At 55.1% G+C, this 24091-nt stretch carries 20 protein-coding genes and 1 tRNA gene; 12 read left to right on the top strand and 9 right to left on the bottom strand.

Going from position 1 to position 24091, the window contains the following annotated elements; genetic code table 11:
- Positions 1-23: 23 nt before the first annotated feature.
- From MY069_RS04420 to map, 7 genes are all read right to left on the bottom strand, one after another.
- Entirely contained in the window at positions 24-479 is a 456-nt protein-coding gene (locus tag MY069_RS04420) for a MaoC family dehydratase (RefSeq protein WP_482795864.1), read from the bottom strand.
- An 84-nt stretch (positions 480-563) separates the two neighbouring features.
- The gene (locus MY069_RS04415) at positions 564-2111 is read right to left on the bottom strand and encodes an acyl-CoA synthetase (protein ID WP_482795863.1); all 1548 of its coding nucleotides are present in this window, start codon (positions 2109-2111) and stop codon (positions 564-566) included.
- A 95-nt stretch (positions 2112-2206) separates the two neighbouring features.
- A complete protein-coding gene (thrB, locus tag MY069_RS04410) occupies positions 2207-3172 on the bottom strand; it encodes a homoserine kinase (protein ID WP_482795862.1) in 966 nt (321 codons plus the stop codon).
- A 3-nt stretch (positions 3173-3175) separates the two neighbouring features.
- On the bottom strand, positions 3176-4690 hold the full coding sequence (locus tag MY069_RS04405) for a spinster family MFS transporter (protein ID WP_482795861.1): 1515 nt from the start codon (positions 4688-4690) through the stop codon (positions 3176-3178).
- Positions 4690-6165: a spinster family MFS transporter gene (locus tag MY069_RS04400; protein ID WP_482795860.1), complete on the bottom strand. Its 1476-nt coding sequence runs from the start codon at positions 6163-6165 to the stop codon at positions 4690-4692. The genes MY069_RS04405 and MY069_RS04400 overlap by 1 nt, the downstream gene beginning before the upstream one ends.
- 122 nt (positions 6166-6287) lie before the next feature.
- Entirely contained in the window at positions 6288-7016 is a 729-nt protein-coding gene (gene radC / locus MY069_RS04395) for a RadC family protein (RefSeq protein WP_482796677.1), read from the bottom strand.
- Positions 6974-7795: a type I methionyl aminopeptidase gene (gene map, locus MY069_RS04390; RefSeq protein ID WP_482795859.1), complete on the bottom strand. Its 822-nt coding sequence runs from the start codon at positions 7793-7795 to the stop codon at positions 6974-6976. Before map ends, radC begins: the two co-directional genes overlap by 43 nt.
- Positions 7796-7966: 171 nt before the next feature.
- Here map and MY069_RS04385 point away from each other — a divergent pair, with 171 nt between their 5' ends.
- The 5 genes from MY069_RS04385 to MY069_RS04365 all read left to right on the top strand — a co-directional run bounded on the left by MY069_RS04385 (position 7967) and on the right by MY069_RS04365 (position 13018).
- A complete protein-coding gene (locus MY069_RS04385; RefSeq protein WP_482795858.1) occupies positions 7967-8386 on the top strand; it encodes a BLUF domain-containing protein in 420 nt (139 codons plus the stop codon).
- A gap of 55 nt (positions 8387-8441) precedes the next feature.
- Positions 8442-9389: a hypothetical protein gene (locus tag MY069_RS04380; RefSeq protein WP_482795857.1), complete on the top strand. Its 948-nt coding sequence runs from the start codon at positions 8442-8444 to the stop codon at positions 9387-9389.
- Between the two features lie 103 nt (positions 9390-9492).
- Positions 9493-11490 carry an acetyl-CoA carboxylase biotin carboxylase subunit gene (locus tag MY069_RS04375; RefSeq protein WP_482795856.1) on the top strand — a complete coding sequence of 666 codons (1998 nt, stop codon included), beginning with the start codon at positions 9493-9495 and terminating at the stop codon, positions 11488-11490.
- A 66-nt stretch (positions 11491-11556) separates the two neighbouring features.
- Positions 11557-12075, top strand: coding sequence for a DUF805 domain-containing protein (locus MY069_RS04370; RefSeq protein ID WP_482795855.1), 519 nt, complete (start codon positions 11557-11559; stop codon positions 12073-12075).
- A gap of 97 nt (positions 12076-12172) precedes the next feature.
- Positions 12173-13018 (top strand): hypothetical protein, encoded by an 846-nt coding sequence (locus MY069_RS04365; protein WP_482795854.1) that lies wholly within the window; start codon positions 12173-12175, stop codon positions 13016-13018.
- On the opposite strand, the gene lipB is transcribed toward MY069_RS04365, so the two are convergent.
- Positions 13015-13701 carry a lipoyl(octanoyl) transferase LipB gene (lipB, locus tag MY069_RS04360; protein WP_482795853.1) on the bottom strand — a complete coding sequence of 229 codons (687 nt, stop codon included), beginning with the start codon at positions 13699-13701 and terminating at the stop codon, positions 13015-13017. The genes MY069_RS04365 and lipB overlap by 4 nt on opposite strands.
- A 75-nt stretch (positions 13702-13776) precedes the next feature.
- Between lipB and MY069_RS04355 the strand changes: the two genes are divergently transcribed.
- From MY069_RS04355 to MY069_RS04330, 6 genes are all read left to right on the top strand, one after another.
- Positions 13777-13861, top strand: a tRNA-Leu gene (locus MY069_RS04355).
- A 92-nt stretch (positions 13862-13953) separates the two neighbouring features.
- A complete protein-coding gene (gene mgtE, locus MY069_RS04350) occupies positions 13954-15330 on the top strand; it encodes a magnesium transporter (RefSeq protein WP_482795852.1) in 1377 nt (458 codons plus the stop codon).
- Positions 15331-15411: 81 nt separating this feature from the next.
- Positions 15412-16608 carry a lysozyme gene (locus MY069_RS04345; RefSeq protein ID WP_482795851.1) on the top strand — a complete coding sequence of 399 codons (1197 nt, stop codon included), beginning with the start codon at positions 15412-15414 and terminating at the stop codon, positions 16606-16608.
- 49 nt (positions 16609-16657) lie between these two features.
- Positions 16658-17830, top strand: a complete 1173-nt coding sequence (locus tag MY069_RS04340) for an isovaleryl-CoA dehydrogenase (protein ID WP_482795850.1) — start codon at positions 16658-16660, stop codon at positions 17828-17830.
- Between the two features lie 86 nt (positions 17831-17916).
- A complete protein-coding gene (locus MY069_RS04335) occupies positions 17917-19329 on the top strand; it encodes an MBOAT family O-acyltransferase (protein ID WP_482795849.1) in 1413 nt (470 codons plus the stop codon).
- A gap of 65 nt (positions 19330-19394) precedes the next feature.
- Positions 19395-20546, top strand: a complete 1152-nt coding sequence (locus MY069_RS04330) for an alginate O-acetyltransferase AlgX-related protein (RefSeq protein ID WP_482795848.1) — start codon at positions 19395-19397, stop codon at positions 20544-20546.
- On the opposite strand, the gene MY069_RS04325 is transcribed toward MY069_RS04330, so the two are convergent.
- A complete protein-coding gene (locus MY069_RS04325) occupies positions 20532-22337 on the bottom strand; it encodes a patatin-like phospholipase family protein (RefSeq protein WP_482795847.1) in 1806 nt (601 codons plus the stop codon). The two genes, MY069_RS04330 and MY069_RS04325, sit on opposite strands and share 15 nt — an antisense overlap.
- Positions 22338-22482: 145 nt before the next feature.
- Between MY069_RS04325 and MY069_RS04320 the strand changes: the two genes are divergently transcribed.
- Positions 22483-24090 (top strand): carboxyl transferase domain-containing protein, encoded by a 1608-nt coding sequence (locus tag MY069_RS04320; RefSeq protein ID WP_482795846.1) that lies wholly within the window; start codon positions 22483-22485, stop codon positions 24088-24090.
- Position 24091 lies beyond the last annotated feature (1 nt).

Raw genomic sequence — 24091 nt, 5'->3', positions numbered from 1 at the left:
TACCCGCTCAATATAGGTCGATTTTAGCCGTAGAGAACGGTGATTGTCTCAGCGACGCAGGCTGGACGCTCTTGGCCGTCAATTTCGATCGTGCATTCAGAGATCATCTGCTTGCCGCCGGCTTTGTCATTCACTTCTTTTACCGTTTGGGTCATGCGCAGTCTTGAATTGACCGGCACCATGTTTGTAAAGCGGACTTTATTGGCGCCATAATTGATGCCGCGGCTGACGCCTTCAACGCGCAGAACTTGTGGTCCGAACATCGGGATCAAAGACAGTGTGAGATAACCATGAGCAATGGTTGAGCCCAGCATCTGTTTGGCCATTTCTTCGTTTACGTGGATCCATTGATGGTCGCCCGTTGCATCGGCGAATGTGTTGATCCGCGTCTGATCGACTTCGAACCAATCAGAGGGGCCGAGGGTTTGGCCAACGAGGCCTTCTAAGTCGGCATATTGTACAGTTTTTGGATCGGCCATGAGTTTCTCCCGAGAGTTTGTTTCTTTAATGATTAGTGGCGCTTAGCGCCGGGTTCTGCAAGTGTTTCCTGAGAATGAGCTTGCTTATACGATACGGCTGTCTTTATTGCCCCAATACCGGTCTCGAACGAGGCGCTTATATAATTTGCCTGTCGGATGACGCGGTAAGTCTGGATCGAAATCGACTGATTTCGGGCATTTGATTTTGGCGAGGTTCTCTTGGCAAAAGGCCAGAAGCTCGTCGGCCAATTCATCCGTGCCTTCGATACCTTCCATTGGCTGGACCACGGCTTTCACCTCTTCGCCAAACTCTTCGTTCGGAACACCAATCACGGCGACATCGGCGACGGCAGGATGGGTAATCAGGATGTTTTCTGCTTCTTGCGGATAAATGTTCACACCGCCCGAAATGATCATGAAGGCCTTGCGGTCGGTGAGATACAGGAAGCCGTCTGCATCAACTTTCCCAACATCGCCCAAGGATGACCAATCATCATGTTTGGGATTAAGCGCACCTTTGGTTTTCTCCGGATCATTGTGATAATTGGGCGGAGCGGTGCCGCCAAAATAGATCTGTCCTTCTTCGCCTTGCGCCACTTCATCGCCCGCTTCGTCACAAATGTGCAGCTCGCCAAAGATCGGAATGCCCACAGTCCCCTTATGCGCGAGCCATTGCTCTGAATTGGCCCAGGTCATGCCATTGCCTTCAGAGCCCGCATAATATTCTTCGATCACCGGGCCCCACCATTCGATCATCTGCTGCTTCACCGGTACCGGGCAAGGGGCGGCGGCGTGGACAGCCGCGACCAAGCTTGAAACGTCGTATTTCGTGCGAACGGCTTCTGGTAGTTTCAGCATCTTCACGAACATGGTGGGCACCAGTTGCGTGTGGGTGATTTTATATTTCTCGACCAGCGCTAAATATTGTTCTGGGTCGAACTTCTCCATGATGACCAGGGTCATCCCGAATTTTGTCATCGACATGCACCAACGCAGCGGCGCCGCGTGATAGAGAGGTGCAGGAGAGAGATAGATGCCGTCCGGACCAGCTTTAAACAGAGCCTGCGCGATCATCGTCAGCGCGTTTGTGCCATCGATCGCTGTGTCTTCTGGCAGCGGTGGACGGATTCCTTTCGGGCGCCCGGTTGTGCCAGATGAGTAGAGCGTGTCAGAACCAGCCCGTTCATCAGATATTGGCGTGTCCGGCATGCCGGCGCGAACCCCTTCTAAGGGCTCATAGCCGGGGATCGGGCCGTCAATTGACCAATAAGCTTCCAAATCCGTGACACTTGTGACTTCCGCCGCGACTGCTTTGAGACCAGCTGACGCAATCAATAGGCGCGCGCCGCTGTCTTTGACGATGTACTCGACTTCCGGCGTGGTCAGTCGCGAAGAAATGCAGACGAAGTAGAGCCCGGCGCGTTGAGCTGCCCAGCAAATCTCGAAATAGCGCGGGCTGTTTTCAGCGAAAATCGCCAGCGTGTCGCCATGCTGAAGTCCAAGCGTTCGAAACGCGTGGGCGATTTGATTAGAGCGCGTCTCAAGCTCTTCAAAGGTTACGGTCTCCCCGCTGTTCGCCATAATATAGGCCGCGCGATTGGGGTCGGTCTTTGCGTGATGCGATGGATGCATGGCTCGTTTCCTCTCGCTGCCTCTTAATGGGCAGATCATGGATGCGAGATTAGCCCGGCCATCTGGCCTGTCCATTGGTGACTTAGGGAAAAGGGCTAGCCGCCATAATCACCAATCGAATGCGCTGTGCGGTGGAACCGCAGCCGGTCGGCATAGTCGAGCGGGTTTTTTGGCTTCACCAGCGCATCTTTCGGGGTGTCTGTCCAATCGATCAGACGGGTCAGGAAGAAGCGAAGCGCCGCCCCACGGCAGAGCAGCGGGAAGGCAGATTTTTCCTCTCCGGTCAGCTCACGAATGGATTCATAGCCAGCGATTAAATTGGTCGCCTTTGAAAAATTGAATGCGCCGTCTGGTTCAAAAGCCCAAGCGTTCACACAAATCGCCAAATCGTAAGCAAGCGCATCTGTGCAGGCGAAGTAAAAATCGATCGCGCCGGTGAATCGGTTGCCCAAGAAAAATGCGTTATCGGGAAACAAGTCTGCATGGATGGTGCCGCGCGGCAGTGTTCCGGTTAAGGATCCAGATTGGGCGATGGCGTTGAGGTCTTGATCGATCTTCTCGGCTAACCCGGTTTGTAACTCTTCAGCGTGTTGGGCGCGTCCGTCCCACAGGGCAGGCCAACTGCTTGCATCAAGACTATTCGCCCGTTCCATATCGAAATCGGAAGCAGCTTCATGCAGTTTTGCGAGCCCGGCGCCCATCTCGCGGCATTGGATGGCGTTTGGGACACGCGGTGACAGCCCCTGTAAGAAAGTGACAATGACGGCTGGACGTCCTGCCAGCGTTCTGAGTGCGGCGCCGTCGGACGCCATAACCGGCAGAGGACAAGAAAAACCATTTGCAGCCAGATGCTGTTTTAGCGCGATGAAATAGGGAAGGTCAGCAGGGTTCGCACGCTTTTCAAAAAGCGTGAGGATAAACCGCCCAGCCGTGGTCTCTAGGTAATAGTTTGAATTCTCGACGCCCTCAGCAATGCCCTTAAACGCAATCGCCTCACCGATCTCATATTCGGTGAGGAATTGCGCAAGTTCGTCGTCAGATACGTTTGTATAGACCGCCATAAATCAGGCTGTAGCGGGCGTCTCGTCTGGCGTCCACAGGTCACGTTTCATTGTCCGACCCATGAGGAAGAAATGCAGCGCTGCCCAGAGTAAAAACAGCGAGCCGACCGACACGCCAACCCGGTTTCCAACGGCGCGCGCTGGCTTACAGAAATTGTCATTATTCGCATTTGCTTCCGTCAACGCATCGCCTGACAGGGCCCCCTCTCGATCTTTACGAGTGGCGAGGAGCGAGCGCTCGATGCTACTGCATTGTGCTGCCGTTACAGGTGATTCAAGCTGAGCCAGTTGATACTTAGTGCCTTGGTCTGAAATCCAACCAACGGCTGGCGGTCCGAGACCGTAGCCAATCAAGTTCACGACGAAGAGCAGCAGCGCTGCTGCGGTTGCCCGCATTCTCGGCTCAACCAGCTTTTGCGTCACCGCAAACATTGGAGCGAGATATGTGTAGCGCAGGATCGCGGCAATGACGAGCACAGGGATGGCGAGCCAGATCGCTAGACTGCCGCTTGAAAAGGCAGTTGTGTTGTAACCAAAGATCATTAGTGGAACACATGCGCTCATGCCAATGGCCGGAAGCCAGCTGTCAGAGTTCGGATGGCGACCACGCACGCGGTCTGCAACAACCCCCGAGCCGAAGGTTCCAATGCCCGCCGCGATGCCTAGGAGACCGCCATATATAAGAGCCGCCGTCATCAAATCTAAACCATGGGCACGCATCCAGAACGGTGCCAGGAATTGCCCGATGCCATAGCCCGCGAAAGACGCCATCGCGCCGCCCATTGAGACATGCCAGAAGGTCGGCTTGCGAAAGACCTCGCCAAAGACTTTGAATGGGGATGGCATTTGCCGCGCTGCAGCTGCCGCAGCACCGCCCGGGTCAGAATAGCCGCGCGGCGGTTCCTTGACCGTCAACTTGAAGATGATCGCGCCAATCACACCTGGTAGCCCCATCCATATGAATGCATCACGCCAATCGAGGCCGCCTCGGGTCGCTATAAAGGCACCGCCCATCGCCGCGAGCATCGACCCGATCGGAATTCCTAGCGCAAAAATGCCAAGCGCTGATGAGCGTTTTTCGGGCGGAAAATAATCTGAAATCAACGAGTGTGATGGGGGCGAGCAGCCTGCTTCCCCAATCCCGACTCCGATCCGAGCCAATGCAAATTGCATCGTATTCTGAGCCATACCGCAGGCGACAGTCATGGCGCTCCAGGACGCCATTGCCAGGGCGATAATGGACGTCCGGTTCTTACGCTCCGCGAGCATCGCAAACGGAATACCAAGAAGTGTATATAGCACCGCAAAGGCGAGGCCCGACAGGATCCCGATCATGAAGTCCGAAAGACCGAAAGTCTCTCGAATTTGCTCGCCCAACACGCCGATCAGTGTCCGGTCGATGAAATTGAACGTGTAAACAACGATCAGCGCGAACAGGACATAAGCGCGGTAGCCGGAGCTGCCATAGCCGTCTGATTGCGATTCCGTAGCCGGGGTGTCGGCGACCGTATCGGCCATTATGCAGTCTCCACTTTCGCGACCATGTCTTGCTCGAGATAGCGAGAGGACATCCAGAAACAGAAAGCCGCGACCAGGAACCAAAGTGTGGTCACTGAGATAGACTGTTTCAGTCCAGCTGACCGTCCCTCTGCGCAGCTCGCGAGCTGGGCGTCAGTCAATCCATCGCGCGCGGCACAAATAGATGCACTCAAGCCTTCATCGCTTAGGTTCACGCCGGTGAAGACGTCACTCATGATGCCAACAAATTGTGGGCCGATGCCGTTACCGATAATGGAAACAATGATCAACAAAATCGCAATCGCGGTCGCCCGTGAACGAACTGAAACAACGCCTTGGCCGATATTGTACTGAGCGCCGAGATAGGCGTAGTGACAAATCGCGGCCACGCCCCAAACGATAAATACCACGGTCAGACTCGAAGCATAGAACGCGAAAATGTAAAGCGGCACCGCGAGAAGTAATCCAATCGCCGGGATCATCGCCACAGCGGTTTTAAACCGATGCGAGAATTTGTCGGTGAGATAGCCCCCGAGGAAGGTGCCGACTGCTGCAAGAGCAGAAAGCGGTGCACCGAAATTAATCGAGGCTTCCCGGACCCCGAGCCCGTGCTCACGAATTAGGAACGGGATCTGGAAGGTAAACAGACCGTAGCCAACAAAAGCGACCAAAGCTGCCCCCGCTGACATCCACCAAAAGCTGGGTTTGGAGGCCAGTTCTTGCAGTGTTTCTTTGGTTGAAGCTTTTTGCAGTTTCTGCGCATTCGGCGGATCGGAATAGCCGCGCGGGGGTTCTTTCACCGTAAACCAAAGAAGGGCGCCAATCACGACCCCGGGCACACCGATCACAACAAAGGCGATGCGCCAGCCCTCGACATTCTGCCAGTCTATTCCGGAGAACAAGATGCCGACCCCAATGCTATCAAGCCATGCGCCGAAGGTCGGTCCGCTCAGCTCGGCCAAAGGACCGCCAAAGAGGTAAGCTAAGACCCCGCCAAGCGTGACGCCCATGGAGTAAATTCCCAAAGCGGTGGCGCGGTTCTTTGCGGGATAATAATCGCCAATGATCGAGTTGGCTGGCGGCGTACAACCGGCTTCGCCAACAGCAACACCGATCCGGAACAGCATAAGCGTGATAAAGCCAGCCGCTATGCCGCAAAGGGCCGTCATGACGGACCAAAGAACGATACAAATCACGATAATATTGACGCGATTGAACCGGTCCGCGGCCATGGCAATCGGGAGTCCCATCACCGCATAGAAAATCGCAAACGGCCAACTGGCTAAGAGGCCAAATTGGGTGTCGCTTAAGTTAAATGTCGTGATAATCGGCTCTGCGAGCACCCCGATCAAATTGCGGTCAATAAAGTTGAGGGTGTAGACCACCATCAGTGCTAGTAGGACGTAGGTTCGGTAGCTCTTGGAGCCGTAACCCGTTTCATGCCCATTCGCCGCCGCGGCTGCGGTGTCGCTCATTCAAAGCCTCCCAAGCTACGCCTTGAATGGCGTATTTTTCTGTATTCTTATCAGGGTAGCTGTCCGGACGTCCCGTGCAAGTCTTTTCGCAGGGAGAGGCTCTCAATCCTTTTTTGAGGTCGCTAGATCAGGCCCTCGGACTTTAAGCTCGTGACCCCTTGTTTTGCTGCAATCAGGTGATCGTGCACCGTAATTTCAAGCGGGCTCAAGGCGTCGATCACCTCACGCGTCATATCAATATCTGCGCGCGAGGGCTTCGGATCGCCGGACGGGTGGTTGTGGACCAAGATGACCGCGCTGGAAGAGAGCTCAATGGCGCGCCGGGCAATTTCCCTCGGATAGACGGGGGCCTGGTCGACGGTGCCTTGTCCCATCAATTCATCAGCAATGATCTGGTTTTTTCGATCTAAGAAGAGCACTCGAAATTGTTCGCGCGTCTCATGCTGCAATTGTCCGCGTACATATGCGAGGAGGGCGGCCCAACTTGAGATGACGGGCTGTTTGGCGATGTGTTCGCGCGCGGCGCGGGTGCCGATTTCTTGTGTCGCCTTGAGATAAGCCGCGACAGTCTCGCCAACGCCGCTGACCACCATAAGAGCCTTTGGTTCCGCGGCTAATACGGCCGACAGAGAACCAAACTTCTGAAGCAAGGCTTTGGCGATGGGTTTGACATCTCGCCTCGGAATGAAGGCGAACAGGAGCGTTTCCAACAATTCGTAATCGTCGAGCGCTGTTGCGCCGCGCCGAATGAGTTTTCCGCGCAAGCGATCGCGATGCCCCTGCCAATGTGGTTTGGCGGTGGGTTCGCTCAAAGGCTCACTGTATGGGGCGTGTGAAAGCCTTTTGGCGATGCGGTGAAGATCTCACAGCCATCTGCCGTCACGCCTACCGAATGCTCAAACTGAGCCGAGAGCTTCCGATCTCGCGTCACAGCTGTCCAACCGTCGCTCAGGATCGCAGCATCCTTGCGGCCGACATTCAGCATTGGCTCAATCGTGAAGAACATACCTTCTTTCAACTCGGGGCCCGTGCCAGCGCGCGCGCTGTGCACGACATTCGGCTCGTCATGGAACAGCTGACCAAGACCATGGCCGCAGAAGTCTTCAACGACAGAAAAGCGGTTCTTTCGGGCAATATCTGAAATTGCGGCGCCGATATCTCCAAACCGATTGCCCGGCTTCACCGCTGCGATCCCCGCCATCAGGGACTCATAGGTGACATCCATCAAGCGCGAGGCAATCCGCTTGGGTTCACCGGCAGCGAACATGCGAGAATGATCGCCATGCCAGCCATCGACGATGACGGTGACATCGATGTTTGCGATGTCGCCATCCTTAAACGCGCGATCGCCCGGGATTCCGTGGCAAATGACGTGGTTGAGTGAGATGCAAGACGCATGGCGGTAGCCGCGATAGCCGATCGTCGCTGATTGGGCGCCGTGATCGTAAACGAATTCTCGGATCAAATCGTCGATATGTCCCGTCGTGACGCCGGGTTTCACTTCTCCGACTAGCATATCCAAACACTCAGCAACCAGGCGCCCAGCTTTGCGCATGCCCTCAAACCCTTCCGCATTATGGATGCGAATCTCGCCGGTGCGCATGGGGACCATAATATCTGCTTCGGTCATTCCCGTTCTACTTTCTAACTCATGTATTCGATAGGCCGTCTATATGGCAGCGATTGTCAAAAACTTCCAGAACTAATCAAGCTCACTCGTCCTACGGAAAACTGGTACTCGTTTAACACGTCCGGCTTGTATTGCATTGCACCATTTCAGGTCTGACCTATCCGAGAAGACATGTATCGTCTTGTTTATGTCAGTACCGCCAAAGAAGGCATCAGCACCGCCGAAATCGGCGACATCCTGGATGTATCGGCGTCGAACAATGACGAACGTCGGATTACCGGATTCCTAGCGCATAATGGACGGTACTTTATGCAGGCGCTGGAAGGCGAGCGGGAAGAAGTTTTCGAGATCTATGAACGTATCGTTGCGGATGATCGTCACTTTGGCGTCGTACAAATCCGCGGCGAAGAGATTTTGGATCGCGCTTTTCCGGATTGGTCGATGAATTATTTTCGGGTCGATGACCCCAAAGGGCGCACCATGATCGTTCGCCATGATGACCCAGTAGACGGATTATTGCCCAAGGATATGCCGCGTGAGCTCATGCATTTGTTTACGCGTTTCCTCGATATCGAGCCAATCCTAGCGTAAACGCATTAGAAACGGCTTTCTGACAGGGTGCTAAGCAAATGTTTGCGAGGGTCCTATGGGTCAGGAAACAAAAGCCATGATGGCGACTGTCGAAAAACTCGGCGAAGTTTCAGAAGCCGAAGCGCTTCGGATCGTCAATGAAACCTACAAAGACGGCATTGTTAGCCGCGGCGAGGCCGAAGCCTTGTTCCGGATGAATGATGTTCTCAAATCCACTGACATAGAGTGGGCGAGCCGGTTCCAAGAGGCCTTGAAAGACTTTCTGCTCACGCGCGAGCCGCCAGAGGGTTGGGTGACGGACGAGGAGGCTGATTGGCTTTTAGCGCAGATCAAGCTTGACGGCGACAAGCCGGGACTCGACGAAATCGATCTTTTGCTGACCGTGTTGCGCCATGCCAGCGGTGTTCCGGAATCGCTCGCGGTGTTTACGCTCGAAGCGATTAGCGACCGGATCATTGCTGATGGCGTCGCCAATTTGAATATGGTCGATCGGATGCGCCAAGCTCTATTTGCAGGGGCGGGGCAGGGCGGTCTTTGGGTGACCCAGCACGAGGCTGCGATCTTGTTCAAGACGAATGATGCGATTTGCGAAGCCCGCAATGCTTCGACTTGGAACGACATGTTTGCTCGCGCTGTTGGAAACCACCTTATGGCGCGCGCGCACCCGGAACCGCAATCGGTTAAAGACGCCCTCGCGCGGGAAGCCTGGCTGGAAGACACCAGCGTGAATCCAGGGCGCATCTTTGCCGGTATCGGCGCCTCTCTTGTCTCGGGCAGCTGGTTCAAGGCGCTCACAGGTAGTGAGAAAAAGGCCGCTAAAGCCCGCCAAGCCGCCGCAGATGCGGCGATCCGAGACGCCGAACGCATTGACGAGACCGAAAATGCTTGGCTGCTCGATAGTCTTGGCCGGGATGACAAAATCTCACCGGCAGAACGGGCGCTGATTGAATTTCTTAAAAAAGAAGCGCCAGGCTTTACCGAAGGTCTGGTTGAGGCTTCATAAAGCGGCTCTGAACCCTGTTTTACCAAGCGGCAGGCTCGACAAGCATTGTTGTGGCATCTAAGTCCGGCATCTAATGATAGATGTTCGACCTCGGGGCCTGTAAATGTTCAAAAAAATCCTGATTGCTAATCGCGGCGAGATTGCAGTTCGTGTAATCAAAACGTGCCGGCGCCTTGGGGTTCAAACGGTTGTTGTTTACTCTGACGCAGATGCTGGTTCGATGGCGGTCGAAATGGCGGATGAGACCGTCCATATCGGGGCATCACCTGCGGCCGAATCCTATCTGGTCATGGACAAAATCGTTGATGCTGTGAAGCAAACGGGCGCCGAAGCGGTACATCCAGGATTTGGCTTCCTGTCTGAGAATCCCGAATTCGCGAAACGTCTAGAAAAAGAGAAAATCGTCTTCATCGGACCGAATCCGCATGCGATTGAAGCGATGGGCGACAAAATCAGCTCGAAAAAGCTTGCGGCTGATGCCGGGGTCTCAACCGTTCCGGGCCATATGGGTCTGATCAACGATACCAAAGAAGCCGTCAAAATCAGCCGCGAGATCGGCTATCCCGTGATGATCAAAGCATCTGCAGGCGGCGGCGGGAAGGGCATCCGGATCGCCTATGACGATAAGGATGTCGAGGAAGGCTATCCGGCGGTGAAGGCCGAAGCCACCGCCTCATTCGGAGACGACCGGATCTTCATCGAGAAGTTCATTCTTGAGCCGCGCCATGTCGAGATTCAAGTGATGGGCGATAAGCACGGTAATTGCGTCTATCTGTTTGAGCGCGAGTGCTCGATCCAGCGTCGCAATCAGAAAGTGCTGGAAGAAGCGCCATCTCCGCTACTCGACGAAGCCACCCGCAAAAAAATGGGTGAGCAAGCAGTCGCGCTTTCAAAGGCCGTGAATTATGACAGTGCGGGCACTGTTGAGTTCGTGGCGTCCGGCAAGGATAAGAGCTTCTATTTCCTCGAAATGAATACGCGGCTGCAGGTAGAACATCCAGTCACTGAGATGATCACCGGCGTTGACTTGGTCGAGCAGATGTTGCGCTCCGCCCATGGCGAAAAGCTCAACCTGGATCAGAAGAAACTCAAGATAAATGGCTGGGCGATTGAGAGCCGCGTCTATGCCGAAGATCCATATCGGAATTTCTTGCCGTCGATTGGCCGTCTGAAGCGCTTTATTCCGCCTATGGAAGGTGCGCTGGCTGGCGGCACCGTTCGGATGGATAGCGGTGTGCGCGAAGGCGATGAGATCTCAATGTTTTACGATCCGATGATCGCGAAACTTGTCACCCATGGCAAAGATCGTGATCAGGCGCTGGATGTCCAGGCCGAAGCACTGGACCGTTTCCACATTGAAGGCATTCAAGACAATATGCCATTCTGTGCGGCGGTGATGGATGAGAAGCGTTTCCGGTCCGGCGATATCACCACCGCTTACATCAAAGACGAGTTTCCGGACGGGTTCCAAGGCACCGCACCGACGAAGCAGCAATCCATCATGCTGACCGTTGTCGCCGCTTATGTGCATGGCGTCTATGTTCGCCGCGCGAGCCAAACCACGGGTCGGATGTCGCCGGTTGAAGACCTGCGCCAAGACTGGGTAGTGATCCTGGGCGATGACTATATTCCGATCGTGCTGGAGCTCGGCGAGGGCGAAGCCAGCGTGAAAATCGGTAAAAAGAACCATACGTTCGTCACCGATTGGGTGCCGGGTCAGCCCTTGGTTGAAGGGGTCTTGGACGGACAATCGATTGCGGTGAAAGTTGCCGATCGAACCGAAGGCTACGTCGTTCGACACCGCGGCGTTAGACTGACAGCCCTTGTTTGCACGCCGTCAGTGGCGGAAATGCACAAACGCTTACCGGAAAAAGAGAAACCGGACCTGTCTAAGCTGATCATCTCACCGATGCCGGGCCTTGTCGCCTCAGTCGATGTCGAGCTTGGCCAAGAGGTTCAAGAAGGCGAAGCGGTTTGCATTGTCGAAGCGATGAAAATGCAAAACATTATTCGCGCTGAAGCGAACGGCACGGTCAAAGCCATAAATGTCGGCGCTGGAGATAGCGTCGCCGCTGATGAAATTATGGTAGAGTTCGAGTAGATCTGAACCCGGACATTGCGTCGTAAGCGAATTTAACTAGCTTGCCGGGAAACGGAGGTGTTCGCCATGGGTAGTCTTCTCTTCAATCCGAACGGACGCATTGCGCGGAACCGGTTTTTCCAAGGCATGGTCGTCGTAACCGTGGCCAGTGTCTTGATCGTCGCTGGAAACACGATGGTCAGTAAGACGATCGGGTTTTTAAACCTCGTGATGATCTTCCCTTATATTTGCGTCTTCGGGAAACGATTGCACGATGCGGGCACCACAGCCTGGTGGGTGCTCGTTATTTGGCTCGGGTCTATGCTCATTGCTTTCATTCTCGGCTTGGTATTGGGCGGCTTTTTCATGACGCCTGAAATGGTCGAAATCCAAGAAGAAATGAGCGAGCGGCTGGCGGCAGGAGACTTTGCTGGCTTTATGCGGGGCACGGAAATCTTGTCCGATAAAATGTTGCCGATGAACATTCTCACGACGATCGGGTCAAACCTTGTCCTGGCCATCATAGTCGGCGCTTTGAAAACCGAGCCGCGCGAGAACAAGCATGGACCTGTCCCGGGAACAAGCGGGCCGTCCACGTTTCAATAATTCCCGGATGTCGATAAATTATTATCGTTTATTGATAAAAAATTTGAACCGTGTATAAGCGCTACAAAGAAGAGCATACTTAAAGGATGATCTCGCCATGAGCGATGCCGCCGCCTCCCAGACTGCACTGGATCCAGACCGTCCGTGGATCGTTGATGAAGACGAGCTTCCAACGCGTATGAGTTGGTTGGACACTTTGTTCAATCCCGCTGGAAAGTCGCCCAAACTTCACTTCACGCGCGCCTGGACGGCGCTGTTCTTTACGGGCCTATTTGCGTGGATGGGCGTTGGATTCATCATATTCATTCTCGGGGTCGCCGGCGCTGACACGTCAGGGCTATCAGTATTTCATGGTTACCTGATCGCAGCCGTTCTCGCGCTCACATCGATCTGCTCTTACGTGGCGCATACGCGGCGCTTAAATCATGCCGGTAAAATTTCCCTACGGGCAATTATTGTGATCGTCCCGCTAATCATTGCGACTCTGGCTTTTGTTGGCGGAATGACTGGCAAAGCAGCTGAGTATAACAAGCTTTACGAAGCCCGCGCAGAGTTTCTAGAGGATCCTGCCGCCTGGCGGGAAGCCCGACTCGAAGAGCGCCGTGAACGACAAGCGGAAGCCGAGAAGGCGCGCGAGGAAGCTGAAGCGGCTCGCGAAAATGGCGAAGAGGGTGAAGACGCTGGCGAGAATCGCGGCGGCCAAAACGGTGGCCAACGGGGCGGTGGTCCAGGAAATTGGAACCAAGGCCCAAGCGCGGAAAATCCGCTGCCCAGCAAAGAAGCCTTCATTGTAAGACCAAACCTCGGCGCCTTTAACAATATCATCGTTGGGCTCAACACGCTGATCATGATTTGGAGCTTGCTCTGGGTCGCGCGCGTTCCGAATTTTGGAAAGAGCAAAGAAACCGACCCGTATGGAGAGCGAACGGCGCCTTACGCTTAAACGAGCGGGGCGCCGGGAACGGTCTCGACCTCGAACACGGTCTCGAACGCGCGTCTAAGCGCATCGTCCGCGTCGGACATGCCTACAGGCAGGCCAAGATCGACCAAACTTGTCACACCATAGCGGGGGTCATCGATTCCGCACGGGGTTATCCCGGAGAAGTGCTCTAGATCTGGCTCGACATTGAGGCTGATGCCGTGAAAGCTCACCCACCGCCGAAGCCGAATGCCGATCGCCGCAATTTTATCCTCGCGCAATTGACCGCCAGATTGTGTGCGATCAACCCAGACCCCAACACGGCCCGCTCGCACGTCTGCCTCAACATTGAAGACTCGTAGGGCTTCGATAATCCAGCGTTCGAGGTCAGCCACGAAGGCGCGCACATCGCGGCCGCGCTTAGCAACATCAAGCAATACATAAGCGACCCGTTGGCCGGGGCCATGATAGGTGTATTCTCCGCCGCGGCCAGCGTCGTAAACTGGGAATCGGCCTGGCATTCTCAGGTCATCGGCTTTCGCGCTGGTGCCGGCTGTATAGAGCGTCGGATGTTCCAAAAGCCAGATCAATTCAGGCGCACCTTCATCGCGGATCGCCCGCGCCCGCGCCTCCATTCCGGCCTTCGCAGCCTCGTAAGGAACCGGGGATTGGCTGATCGCCCATTCAACATTCGCGCGTTCTGTCATCTCACTGCATATAGCGAAGACTTTTTGCTTCACAATCGGTGCGCTGCCGCGTATATGGCCCGCTCTACCCGGCGTGCGGCCGTGGCGGAACTGGTAGACGCGCAGCGTTGAGGTCGCTGTGGGGCAACCCGTGGAGGTTCGAGTCCTCTCGGCCGCACCAATTTTTCAATAGTCAAAGTTCGTTGAAGCGGCGTCACAGAATGCCGCTAAAAATTGCTTGCGCGTGTCCGGCGATCAAGCCAAAGAAGCGCTATGAGCGAAAGGCCAGAAACCCAAGCAGAGATTGCTGAAGAGCGGCGTGAGTTGCTCATGGCGGAGCTGCGTGAGGCGATTGATGCTGGCGCGGCGAAACAAGTCCGTGCAATGCTTGAAGCCGAGCATCCAGCGGACGCTTCTGACTTTCTTGAACAGCTTTCAAGCGAGCGTTTTGAGGCAGTTGTAGATCTGCTTGGCGGCGAGCTTCCGGCGGAAATTTTGATCGAACTGCGCGAAGAATATCGCGAAGATGCGGTCGAGGTGATGTCTGACGAGGCGGTTGTCGACGCGCTAGATGAGCTCGAAACCGATGATGCCACAGCCGTTCTCGAAGACCTTGATGAGGATCGACGGGAACGAATTCTCGAAGAGCTAGAACCTGAAGATCGCGCGGTTCTGGAAGCGAGTTTTGAGTTTGAGGAAGACACTGCTGGCCGGTTGATGCAGCGAGAATACCTCGCCGCACCTGAGTTTTGGAGTGTCGGCCAATCGATTGATTTTGCACGCGATAATGCGGAAGCTCTGCCAACAGATTTCTACGAGATTTATGTCGTGGACCCGACCAATAAGCCGCTCGGCTATGTTTTGCTGTCACAGCTTTTGCGTACTGAACGCGACATCAAACTCGCCGACATTATGGAACCGTTCCATTCCGATATTCACGTAGATCAAGACCAGGAAGAGGTCGCATACCAGTTCCAGAAATATGCGCTCGCATCGGCTCCGGTGAAAGATCGTGATGGTCGATTGGTCGGCATGATCACCATTGATGATATGGTTCACGTCATTCAGGAAGAGAACACAGAAGACCTCCTCGCGCTGGCCAATGTGTCATCTGCTGACGGCTCAGATACGGTTTGGGAATCGGTCAAAGCGCGGGCGCCGTGGCTCGGGATCAATCTGATCACAGCTTTTATCGCATCGGCGATTATCGCCGTTTTTGAGGGAACCCTGGACCGGTTGGTCCAGCTTGCGATCCTGATGCCCGTCGTTGCCGCTTTGGCTGGAAATGCCGGCAGCCAAGGGCTCGCCGTGGCGGTTCGTGCGATTGCAGAGCGCGAGATGGAGGGCAATGCCGGGCGGCGCGCGGTGATCCGCGAGACGCTGACGGGACTGGTAAATGGCGTGATTTTCGCCATCGGGGTCGGGCTAGTTGCCTTGTTCTGGTTTAAGGATTTGAATTTGGCGATTGTGCTCGCAGTGGCCATGCTTGCGAGCTTTATTTGGGCCGGCGTATCGGGAATTTTGGTGCCGCTGACTTTGAAGCGCGTTGGGGCGGATCCGGCCGTCGCGTCTTCTGTGTTTGTGTTGACGCTCACAGACACGATGGCGTTCTTTAGTTTCTTAGGGCTTGCGACCCTGTTTTTGTTGTAAATTTACTCAAAAACGGGGCGGCGCGCAGCTTGCAGTCTCCTTCAGGTCTGACAGAATATCTGTCCCAAACCGGAGCAGGTGATGGCATTAAACATGCGCACATCTCAAGCGGGACTGGATCTCATCAAAGCATTTGAGGGATTCCGCGCGCGCTCAGAATTATTGCCCAACGGTCGCTGGATGGTTGGTTACGGGCACGTGCGCCGGGCAAAAAAAGGCGTTCGGGTCAACAAAACCGAAGCCGAGGCGATTCTGCGAGAATATGATCTGCCGCCGATTGAGCGATATGTGATGCGCTGCATCCTCGCGCCGATGACTCAAAACGAGTTCGATGCGCTGGTCTCGCTGGCGTTCAATATCGGGCCGAAGGGCTTTGCGGGCAGCGATGTCGTCGCTGGCATGAATGCGGGAAACCGTCTGGAAGCAGCTTCCGCCTTTGATCTGTGGCGCCGCGCCAAAATTGGCGGGCGGGTTCAAATCGTGGATGCACTCGTCCGACGACGCGCAGCCGAAAAGGCTTTGTTTTTGAATGCACCGGGACGTTTGCCAGTTGCCTCGTCGCGCTTGTATCGCGCCATGCACGACCTGGATGCCTTGCCCGCACCACCGCCGCAACGTGAGATTTTGGTCGAACATCACTCTGTCGAAGCGCCCGCGGCATTGCCGGAAATCGAACCGGATGAGGATATCCGCACGGCGACTGAAGCGGCCGCCGAGTCTGTTCGGCAACAAATGGTCAGGATCCTCGGCGAAAATCAGGCTGAACCTGAGCCTCAACTCCCCCAGCCAGACGAGGGAACAAGCGCGGAAGAGATCGCCGCTGCGGTCTCTGAACTCGCAGGAGAGACCGAAGGTTCGGGCGTACAAAAATCGGTTTGGCCGTCGCTCAGTGAACTGCCAAGCCCGGACGATGAAACCCCGCTTCCAACTGATGCACCAGGCCTCGAACCGATCGACGCCGCTGATGTCATCGACGACCTCGAACAAGTTGAAGTCTCTCAGGAAAGCATCGAGCGAGCGGTGGAGCTGAACCACACGATCGATGCAGAAAACCGGCGCGGATCGCTCTTGAATGCCTTACCGTTTGGATTGTTGGCTTTGATTGGTGCGGTCTTGGGCGGATATGGCGTGGCCATGCAATTTGGCTTGATCCAATCTGATCAAACGGTTGAATCGCCAATGGCGGTGTATATGCCGCCATTTCTGATCTTGCTCGGGATTTTGCTGTGCCTGGTCATGGCTTACTATTTCCTGCGCAGCCTTTCTTCAGCGGATTAGCTTCGATTAAGACATTGGCATCGAGGGTTGATCCGGCTAGACCTGCGCCATGATTCCGAACAGATATCCCACGCTTAACTTCGACCTTGGCGAAACTGCGGACATGATCCGCGATACCGTGCAAGGATTTGCCCAAAACGAAATCGCACCGCTCGCTGCGGAGATTGACCGAACTGACGTCTTCCCTCGGCACCTGCTGCCAAAAATGGGCGAACTTGGTCTGCTCGGCATCACGGTCGAGGAAGAATGGGGCGGGACGGGCCTGGGATATCTAGAACATGTTGTCGCGATGGAAGAGATTTCCCGCGCTTCGGCCTCGGTTGGGCTGTCTTATGGCGCGCACTCAAATCTCTGCGTCAATCAGCTGAGACGTTGGGGCTCGGATGATCAGAAGACTCGCTATCTCGGAAAGCTCGTTACGGGCGATCATCTTGGGTCGCTGGCAATGTCCGAGAGCGGTGCCGGCTCAGATGTTGTGAGCATGAAATTGCGCGCTGAGAAAAAGGGTGATCGCTACGTTCTCAATGGCACGAAAATGTGGATCACGAATGCACCGGATGCGGACACACTGATCGTCTACGCCAAAACTGAGCCTGAGAAGAAATCACGCGGGATCACGGCCTTCATTATTGAACGCGGGATGAAAGGGTTCTCGGTGGCGCAGAAACTCGACAAGCTCGGTATGCGCGGCTCCGAGACGGGCGAACTCGTCTTCGAGGATTGTGAAGTCCCAGAAGAAAATATTATGGGGCCGCTGAATGAGGGCGTCGAGGTCCTGATGAGCGGGCTCGATTATGAGCGCGCGGTGCTGTCGGCTGGGCCGACCGGCATTATGCAGGCCTGTATGGATGTTGTGGTGCCTTACATTCACGATCGCAAACAGTTCGGAAAATCGATTGGCGAGTTCCAACTCGTGCAAGGCAAGCTCGCCGACATGTACGTGCAAATGAACGCCGCGAAGGCTTATGTATATGCGGTTGCGAAGTCATGTGACCGCGGCGAGACCACACGCAAAGATGCCGCTGGCGCGATTTTGTATGCGGCTGAGACGGCCACAAAGCTGGCGCTCGATGCGATCCAATTGCTGGGCGGAAACGGCTATATCAATGAGTATCCGACCGGGCGTTTGCTGCGCGACGCTAAACTCTACGAGATTGGCGCCGGAACGAGCGAAATTCGCCGGTTCTTGATTGGCCGGGAACTGTTTGGCGAGACGGCTTGACCTGATTGCCATTGATCGCCGTTGCGATTGAGGCTACCGATCCATTGAAACACTAGGGGCACAGACCTGCAAAGGTTGCTGTCCCTATGGTGTTTTCTTCGGCGGCATTTTTATTTCTGTTTTTGCCCGTCTTTCTCGCCATCTACCTGCTTGCGCGGCGATGGGCAAACCTTGCAATCTTGCTGTTCAGCTTGCTGTTTTATTTCATCGGTGAGGGATGGTTTGTGCTGATCTTGCTGATCAGTATTACGCTGAATTATGCATTTGGTCTTGGCATTGGCCTAGAGAATAAACGCCGGAAGCTTTGGTTGGCGCTGGGCCTATGCGCCAATCTTGGTCTGCTCTTCTATTTCAAATACACGTTGTTTTTTGTGAGCCAGGTCTTGGGTTTCCCGGAGTCCGCACTGCCGGAAAAAATCCATCTTCCGATCGGGATTTCCTTTTTCACGTTTCAAGGCATTTCTTATTTGGTCGATGTCTATCGAGGGCAGGTCAAAGCAGAGCGATCGATCAGCCAGGTCGCGACGTATATTGCGATGTTTCCGCAACTCATCGCGGGACCAATCGTGAGGTATGGTTCGATTGCGGCGAGCCTGGTGACGCGTACAATTACGGCGCGCCATGTCTATTTTGGCATCGTGTTTTTCAGCGTTGGCTTGGCCGAAAAAGTCCTCATCGCTGACACCGTGGCTGAGATTTGCGATGCGATTTACGCCGCGCCGCCCAGCGAGTTGCACGTCTCTGCCGCTTGGCTTGGCGGCGTCGCTTACATGTTGCAGATTTTTTTCGATTTTTCGGGCTATTCTGCCATGGCGATCGGTCTTGGGTTGATCATGGGGTTCGAGTTTCCTCGGAATTTCAACTTTCCCTACACGGCACAAAGCATCACAGAATTCTGGCGCCGCTGGCACATCTCTCTTTCGACCTGGTTTCGAGAATATGTCTACATTCCGCTGGGCGGCAATCGCGTTGGTGCGGCGAAGACGCTTCGGAACTTGGTGATTGTATTCCTTCTCACAGGCATTTGGCACGGCGCCGCTTGGGGATTCGTCATTTGGGGGATCTGGCATGGCGCGTTCATGCTCTTGGAACGGATCGGCCTTGGCGCGATTTTGAAGCGGGCATGGATCGGCGTTCGCGTCACTTACACACTCTTGGTGGTCTATATTGGTTGGATCTTTTTTCGCGCGAACAGTGTCGAGCAGGCGTTCGAGTTTATAATCCGGCATATCACTGGGCCATCCGAAGGAATAACGGCTTGGGCCTATCTCAGTAATGAGGCAATCGCGGCGCTCGGAGTGGGGGCTATTTTGAGCACGCCCGCCATCATGATGCTGTCCCGACGCGTAATCGCAGCGCCGGAGTATGGTGCTTGGCGCGAGCGTTTTCCGGTATGGAAATATGCATCAGGACTAGCTGTTTCAGCCGTCCTGTTCGCACTCCCGGCCATCAAAATTCTGTCGGGCGCATATAGTCCATTCATCTATTTTCGATTTTGAGTGGGGAGCGTACGACGAGGCCTAACACGAGAATTCGCCCCGCCGCCTTTGCGATGCTCGCGATCATGCTCATCGGTCTGCTGATCCCTTCGGCGTTGATCCTTAGAAGCAATGAGGAAAACCTCGCCACATATCACGGACGCGCCTTAGCACCGGCGCCGGGAATCTCGGGGCTAGCAGAGGAGCCGAAAGAGTATTTCACGGCGCTGCAGGCCTGGCACGTGGATCGTATCGGCTTTGGTGTGCGGGCGGGACGTTTGTATCGGCGGGTGTCCTATGCCGTGTTCGCCGATTCACCGGTGAAGAATATCGAGCGCGGTGCGGATGATTTTGTGTTCTTGGTATCGCATGGTCAGGGCGCGCGGATGAGCAGTGTTGCCGACTCTTGTCCGGATAAAGCCGATTGGCCTGATATCTCAAATCAGATGGTAGCGGACTGGCAGGCAATTCAAGCGGCTTTCAAGACGCGAGGTATCACTCCACACTTGCTGATCATCCCGAGTAAAAAGACGTTTTATGCAGAGCGTTTGCCGAGGTCGGTGCCGCGCGCCTTGCGATCGAGGTGCCTGAATATGCGCGACCCTGGCCATCCGATTGAGCATCTCGCGCGGGTCCAGGATGGTTCGGTAATTGATGCTTATCCCGCTTTAGACCCGGTCAAAAACCGACCGCATTTCTATCCGCCCGAGAACTTTCATTCTGATGGAGAGAGTGCGATGCGGGCCGTGACCGCCGCATTGATGAAGATGGGATATGCAGTGCCTAAAGCAGGTGCCTTCCCCCAGTTCGAAACGGTTCCCTCGCATGCTGATTTAGCCGGTGTCCTTGGATTTCAGCGACAGATCGGTCTCAATGAACCGATTGGATTCGATAAGAAGGCACTCGAGCAAGATGCAACTTATCCCGAATTTATCGCGGCAGCGTTTGGACCTGGAGTTTACGCGCGACGCTATAAGAATGCGGACGCGCCGTTTAAGCGATCCGTCTTGTTGATCTCGAACTCGTTTGGGATTCGCATCGCGCCGTACTTCTCAAGCGCGTTTGAAACGGTCGATCAGATTAGCACCAATAAACTAAATTCCGTCGACGCTCGGGTGGGTCTGTTTGAGGAAATCGTATTTCGCGGAACCCATGATGAGATTGTATTCATTTTCCATGATGAGTCCTTGTTCAAAGGACGTCTTGGCAAATATGCGGAGGCGTTAGCGCGTCTGTAAAGCGCAGCAGCTCTCTTTCAGATGGCTGTCCTTGAGCGATTTCAGCGCGGCTGTGTATCCGGCTTCAACGGCTTGGTCATAGGCTTTCCAGTCACGGAGCTCGATATCTTTGAGCTCGGGTAGGATCAAGGTGTCGACCAGTTCGCGACCTGAATTGGGGTTCACGCTGACAGTTGCCGATCGCATCAAAAGACCAGCAATCGGTGGCGCGCTTGAGAAGCCGTGTTTTGCGACCCAGCCAAAAAATCCCGGCGCATTCACGAACTCGCTCGCGTCCAGACCTTCTGGAGCTCGTGCGACATCACAGCCGACGACAAATCCGCGCTGCAGCTCACGCATGACATCGGTGGGGAAATTATTGAGCACCGCGCCATCGACCAAAACCTCGCCATCATCGATGACGGGCGGCAAGATGCCCGGCAGCGAGATGGTCGCGCGCAAGGCACGACGCAATGCCCCTTGCCGGTGCACGCGATAGGTGCCGTCAGTCAGGTTTGTTGAAACCGCGAAGAACGGCATTTCGAGATCGCCAATCTCGGCGTCTCCAAAATGCTCTTTAAGCCGTGCATCGACGCGGCGGCCTTTGACCATGCCGACAACTGGAATGTTCCAATCGCCAAGCGGGTTCGACTCGACGAAGGCTTTGCGGATGCGGTGTTCGATTTCAGCATCATCCCAGCCCATGGCGACGCAACCCGCGACGACGGCGCCCATTGAGGCTCCGCCAGCGAAGTCGATCGGAATGCCGAGCTCGCGCATCGCTTTAACGACACCGATATGGGCATAGGCGCGGGCGCCGCCGCCGGAGAAGACCACGCCAACACTGCGCCCGGCAATGGTTCGCGCCAGTCGATCACAATGCGCGCCATCGATATGGTGCCAGTGGAAGACTCGGGCTGCGCCAGCTGCCCTTAGCCAATCGGCCGGGCGACAGGCGCGCCGCTGTTCGCCATGATGCAGCAGTAAAACATCGACCAGTTTTAATGATTGTGCGGGCGAGCGCTCTTCTGGAAACAAAGGATAGGAGGGTTTTGCGTCAGCGCGCGCTACAACCCAAATACGGTCGGCTTGGCGCATGGATAAGCGGTACCAAGCATTGTCGCCCATCGTGGAGATCAAGATCACCACATCATTTTCGGCTTCAAGCTCGTCGAAGAAAGCGGACGGTTTTTCGTCGCCTTCGGTCTCATTGACGACGTGTGATTTTACGCCGAGCTGTTTGAGTGATTTCTGCAGCGCTTTTGCGCGCAATTCGAGGTCGATTGTGGGTGAGGTTGCAACCAGTGCAAAAACTTTCGGGGCCGTCCGGCGATTGCGCTGATTTCCTTCACGCAGCCGGGATAGGATCAAGCGAATAATTGCCGTCAGGATTTCTGGTTCTGCGGAACTGAGGCGCTGAAAGCCTTTCCGGGAGATTTCGAGAACCTCGCTGTCACGTAGGGCATAGACGGAGGATGTATGCGGGACATTCTCGGGCGCACCATCGCCATTAAGGTCGATCCCGCCCTGGAACATCGCCATCTCACCGACAGGTTCACCCGCGCGGATATGGCCCATGAACTCGCTGCGGCCATCGCGCATCGCTTTAAAGGCACCAAATGAACCGGATAGAACAAAGAAGATAGATTCTGACATCTCGCCAGCGCGAAATAGGGGCCATCCGGCCGGAACAGAGAACCAGCGCGCCTCTTTGCCAGCCGCGCGCAAGGCCCGCTTCGGCACGTCTTCTAGGAATTTGATCGAAGCAAGGGCTGGAACAACGTCCAAACTCATGCCGCCAAACATACCCATTCTTAGCTCTCCGTTACTCTTCGCAAGCTTCTGCCAATATGGGGCAATTTAGTGAAGGATTTGATGACATTAGGTCACAAGCTCGGGATGACAGCGCAGACGAGCCCAGGTAAGGCTCATCAGAACACAGGCGGGAGGTGCTTTTATGCCGATCTTGAAGTCAAAACTGGATGTCGCGAGCACAGCTTATTCAGCCAATCGACGCGGCATGGAAGCCTTGGTGGACGAGCTAAGAGAAAAAACGGCAGCGGCGTCTAAAGGCGGATCTGAACGATCTCGAGAGCGCCATGTCTCTCGCGGTAAACTGTTACCGCGTGACCGGGTTGAAAAGCTGCTTGATCCGGCGACCCCGTTCTTGGAGATTGGTGCGCTTGCGGCGCATGGTATGTATGATGATGAAGCGCCAGGCGCTGGTATCATTACAGGCATCGGCCGGGTCGAAGGCCGCGAATGCGTTATCATCTGTAATGATGCGACGATCAAAGGCGGGACGTATTACCCGATGACCGTCAAAAAGCATTTGCGGGCCCAAGAAGTTGCGCTCGAAAATCATCTTCCTTGCATTTATCTCGTGGATAGCGGCGGCGCGAATTTGCCTCACCAGTCCGAGATTTTTCCCGATCGTGAACATTTCGGCCGGATTTTCTACAATCAAGCCAATATGAGCGCCAAAGGCATCCCGCAAATAGCGGCGGTGATGGGCTCATGCACGGCAGGCGGTGCTTATGTCCCGGCTATGTCTGACGAGACAATCATTGTGCGCAAACAGGGCACGATCTTTCTCGGCGGTCCTCCACTTGTGAAAGCGGCGACCGGGGAGGAGATTTCAGCGGAAGATTTGGGCGGGGCAGATGTACATGCGCGCCAGTCTGGCGTGGCAGACCATTATGCGGCGAGTGATGATCATGCGCTCGCTATCGTGCGCTCAATCGTCCGAACGCTACATGCGCCGAAGCCAGAGCCAGTGGGGCTCACGGAGCCGGCTGAGCCGCTTTATGATATCGCTGAGCTACATGGTCTCGTGCCGCAAGACCTTCGTGAGCCTTATGATGCGCGGGAAATCATTGCGCGTGTGGTTGATGGATCAGAGTTTCACGAGTTCAAAAAGCTATATGGCGAAACGCTGGTTTGCGGCTTCGCGAAACTCTACGGCATGCCTGTCGCGATACTGGCCAATAACGGGATCTTGTTCTCTGAGAGCGCTCAGAAAGCTGCTCATTTCATTGAACTCGCCGATCAGCGCCGGATTCCACTGCTATTCCTGCAGAATATTACCGGCTTCATGGTTGGCTCCAAATATGAAGCGGGCGGGATCGCCAAGGACGGCGCGAAAATGGTGACGGCGGTTGCCACCGCTTCGGTGCCAAAGCTGACCCTGGTGACCGGCGGGTCCTTTGGGGCGGGCAATTATGGCATGTGCGGACGCGCTTATAGTCCGCGATTCATGTTCATGTGGCCGAATGCACGGATCTCAGTGATGGGCGGAGAGCAAGCGGCGTCTGTCTTGGCGACCGTGAAGCGCGACGGCATGGAACGGCGCGGCGAAGATTGGCCGGTGGCAGATGAAGAGGCGTTCAAAGCGCCTATTCGCGAGCTCTATGAAGAGGAAGGTTCGCCTTACTTCTCGACGGCACGGCTATGGGATGATGGCATCATCGACCCGGCGGATACACGGCGTGTGCTCGGTTTAGCGCTGTCTGCGACATTGAACGCGCCGTTCAAAGATCGCGGTTTTGGCGTGTTCCGGATGTAAA

It is taken from the genome of Hyphomonas sp. ske169 (assembly GCF_056850855.1).
This window is presented reverse-complemented; position numbering and strand designations above follow the sequence as displayed.

Bases quoted from the DNA above. Each gene is read 5' to 3' on its own strand.
- thrB (WP_482795862.1), bottom strand. From the start codon at position 3,172: ATGGCGGTCTATACAAACGTATCTGACGACGAACTTGCGCAATTCCTC.
- MY069_RS04330 (WP_482795848.1), top strand. From the start codon at position 19,395: ATGCTCATCGGTCTGCTGATCCCTTCGGCGTTGATCCTTAGAAGCAAT.
- MY069_RS04365 (WP_482795854.1), top strand. From the start codon at position 12,173: ATGAGCGATGCCGCCGCCTCCCAGACTGCACTGGATCCAGACCGTCCG.
- MY069_RS04420 (WP_482795864.1), bottom strand. From the start codon at position 479: ATGGCCGATCCAAAAACTGTACAATATGCCGACTTAGAAGGCCTCGTT.
- MY069_RS04345 (WP_482795851.1), top strand. From the start codon at position 15,412: ATGGCATTAAACATGCGCACATCTCAAGCGGGACTGGATCTCATCAAA.
- MY069_RS04405 (WP_482795861.1), bottom strand. From the start codon at position 4,690: ATGGCCGATACGGTCGCCGACACCCCGGCTACGGAATCGCAATCAGAC.
- MY069_RS04370 (WP_482795855.1), top strand. From the start codon at position 11,557: ATGGGTAGTCTTCTCTTCAATCCGAACGGACGCATTGCGCGGAACCGG.
- MY069_RS04400 (WP_482795860.1), bottom strand. From the start codon at position 6,165: ATGAGCGACACCGCAGCCGCGGCGGCGAATGGGCATGAAACGGGTTAC.
- MY069_RS04325 (WP_482795847.1), bottom strand. From the start codon at position 22,337: ATGGGTATGTTTGGCGGCATGAGTTTGGACGTTGTTCCAGCCCTTGCT.
- MY069_RS04335 (WP_482795849.1), top strand. From the start codon at position 17,917: ATGGTGTTTTCTTCGGCGGCATTTTTATTTCTGTTTTTGCCCGTCTTT.
- MY069_RS04340 (WP_482795850.1), top strand. From the start codon at position 16,658: ATGATTCCGAACAGATATCCCACGCTTAACTTCGACCTTGGCGAAACT.
- map (WP_482795859.1), bottom strand. From the start codon at position 7,795: ATGACCGAAGCAGATATTATGGTCCCCATGCGCACCGGCGAGATTCGC.
- MY069_RS04375 (WP_482795856.1), top strand. From the start codon at position 9,493: ATGTTCAAAAAAATCCTGATTGCTAATCGCGGCGAGATTGCAGTTCGT.
- MY069_RS04320 (WP_482795846.1), top strand. From the start codon at position 22,483: ATGCCGATCTTGAAGTCAAAACTGGATGTCGCGAGCACAGCTTATTCA.
- lipB (WP_482795853.1), bottom strand. From the start codon at position 13,701: ATGACAGAACGCGCGAATGTTGAATGGGCGATCAGCCAATCCCCGGTT.
- MY069_RS04385 (WP_482795858.1), top strand. From the start codon at position 7,967: ATGTATCGTCTTGTTTATGTCAGTACCGCCAAAGAAGGCATCAGCACC.
- MY069_RS04380 (WP_482795857.1), top strand. From the start codon at position 8,442: ATGGGTCAGGAAACAAAAGCCATGATGGCGACTGTCGAAAAACTCGGC.
- MY069_RS04415 (WP_482795863.1), bottom strand. From the start codon at position 2,111: ATGCATCCATCGCATCACGCAAAGACCGACCCCAATCGCGCGGCCTAT.
- mgtE (WP_482795852.1), top strand. From the start codon at position 13,954: ATGAGCGAAAGGCCAGAAACCCAAGCAGAGATTGCTGAAGAGCGGCGT.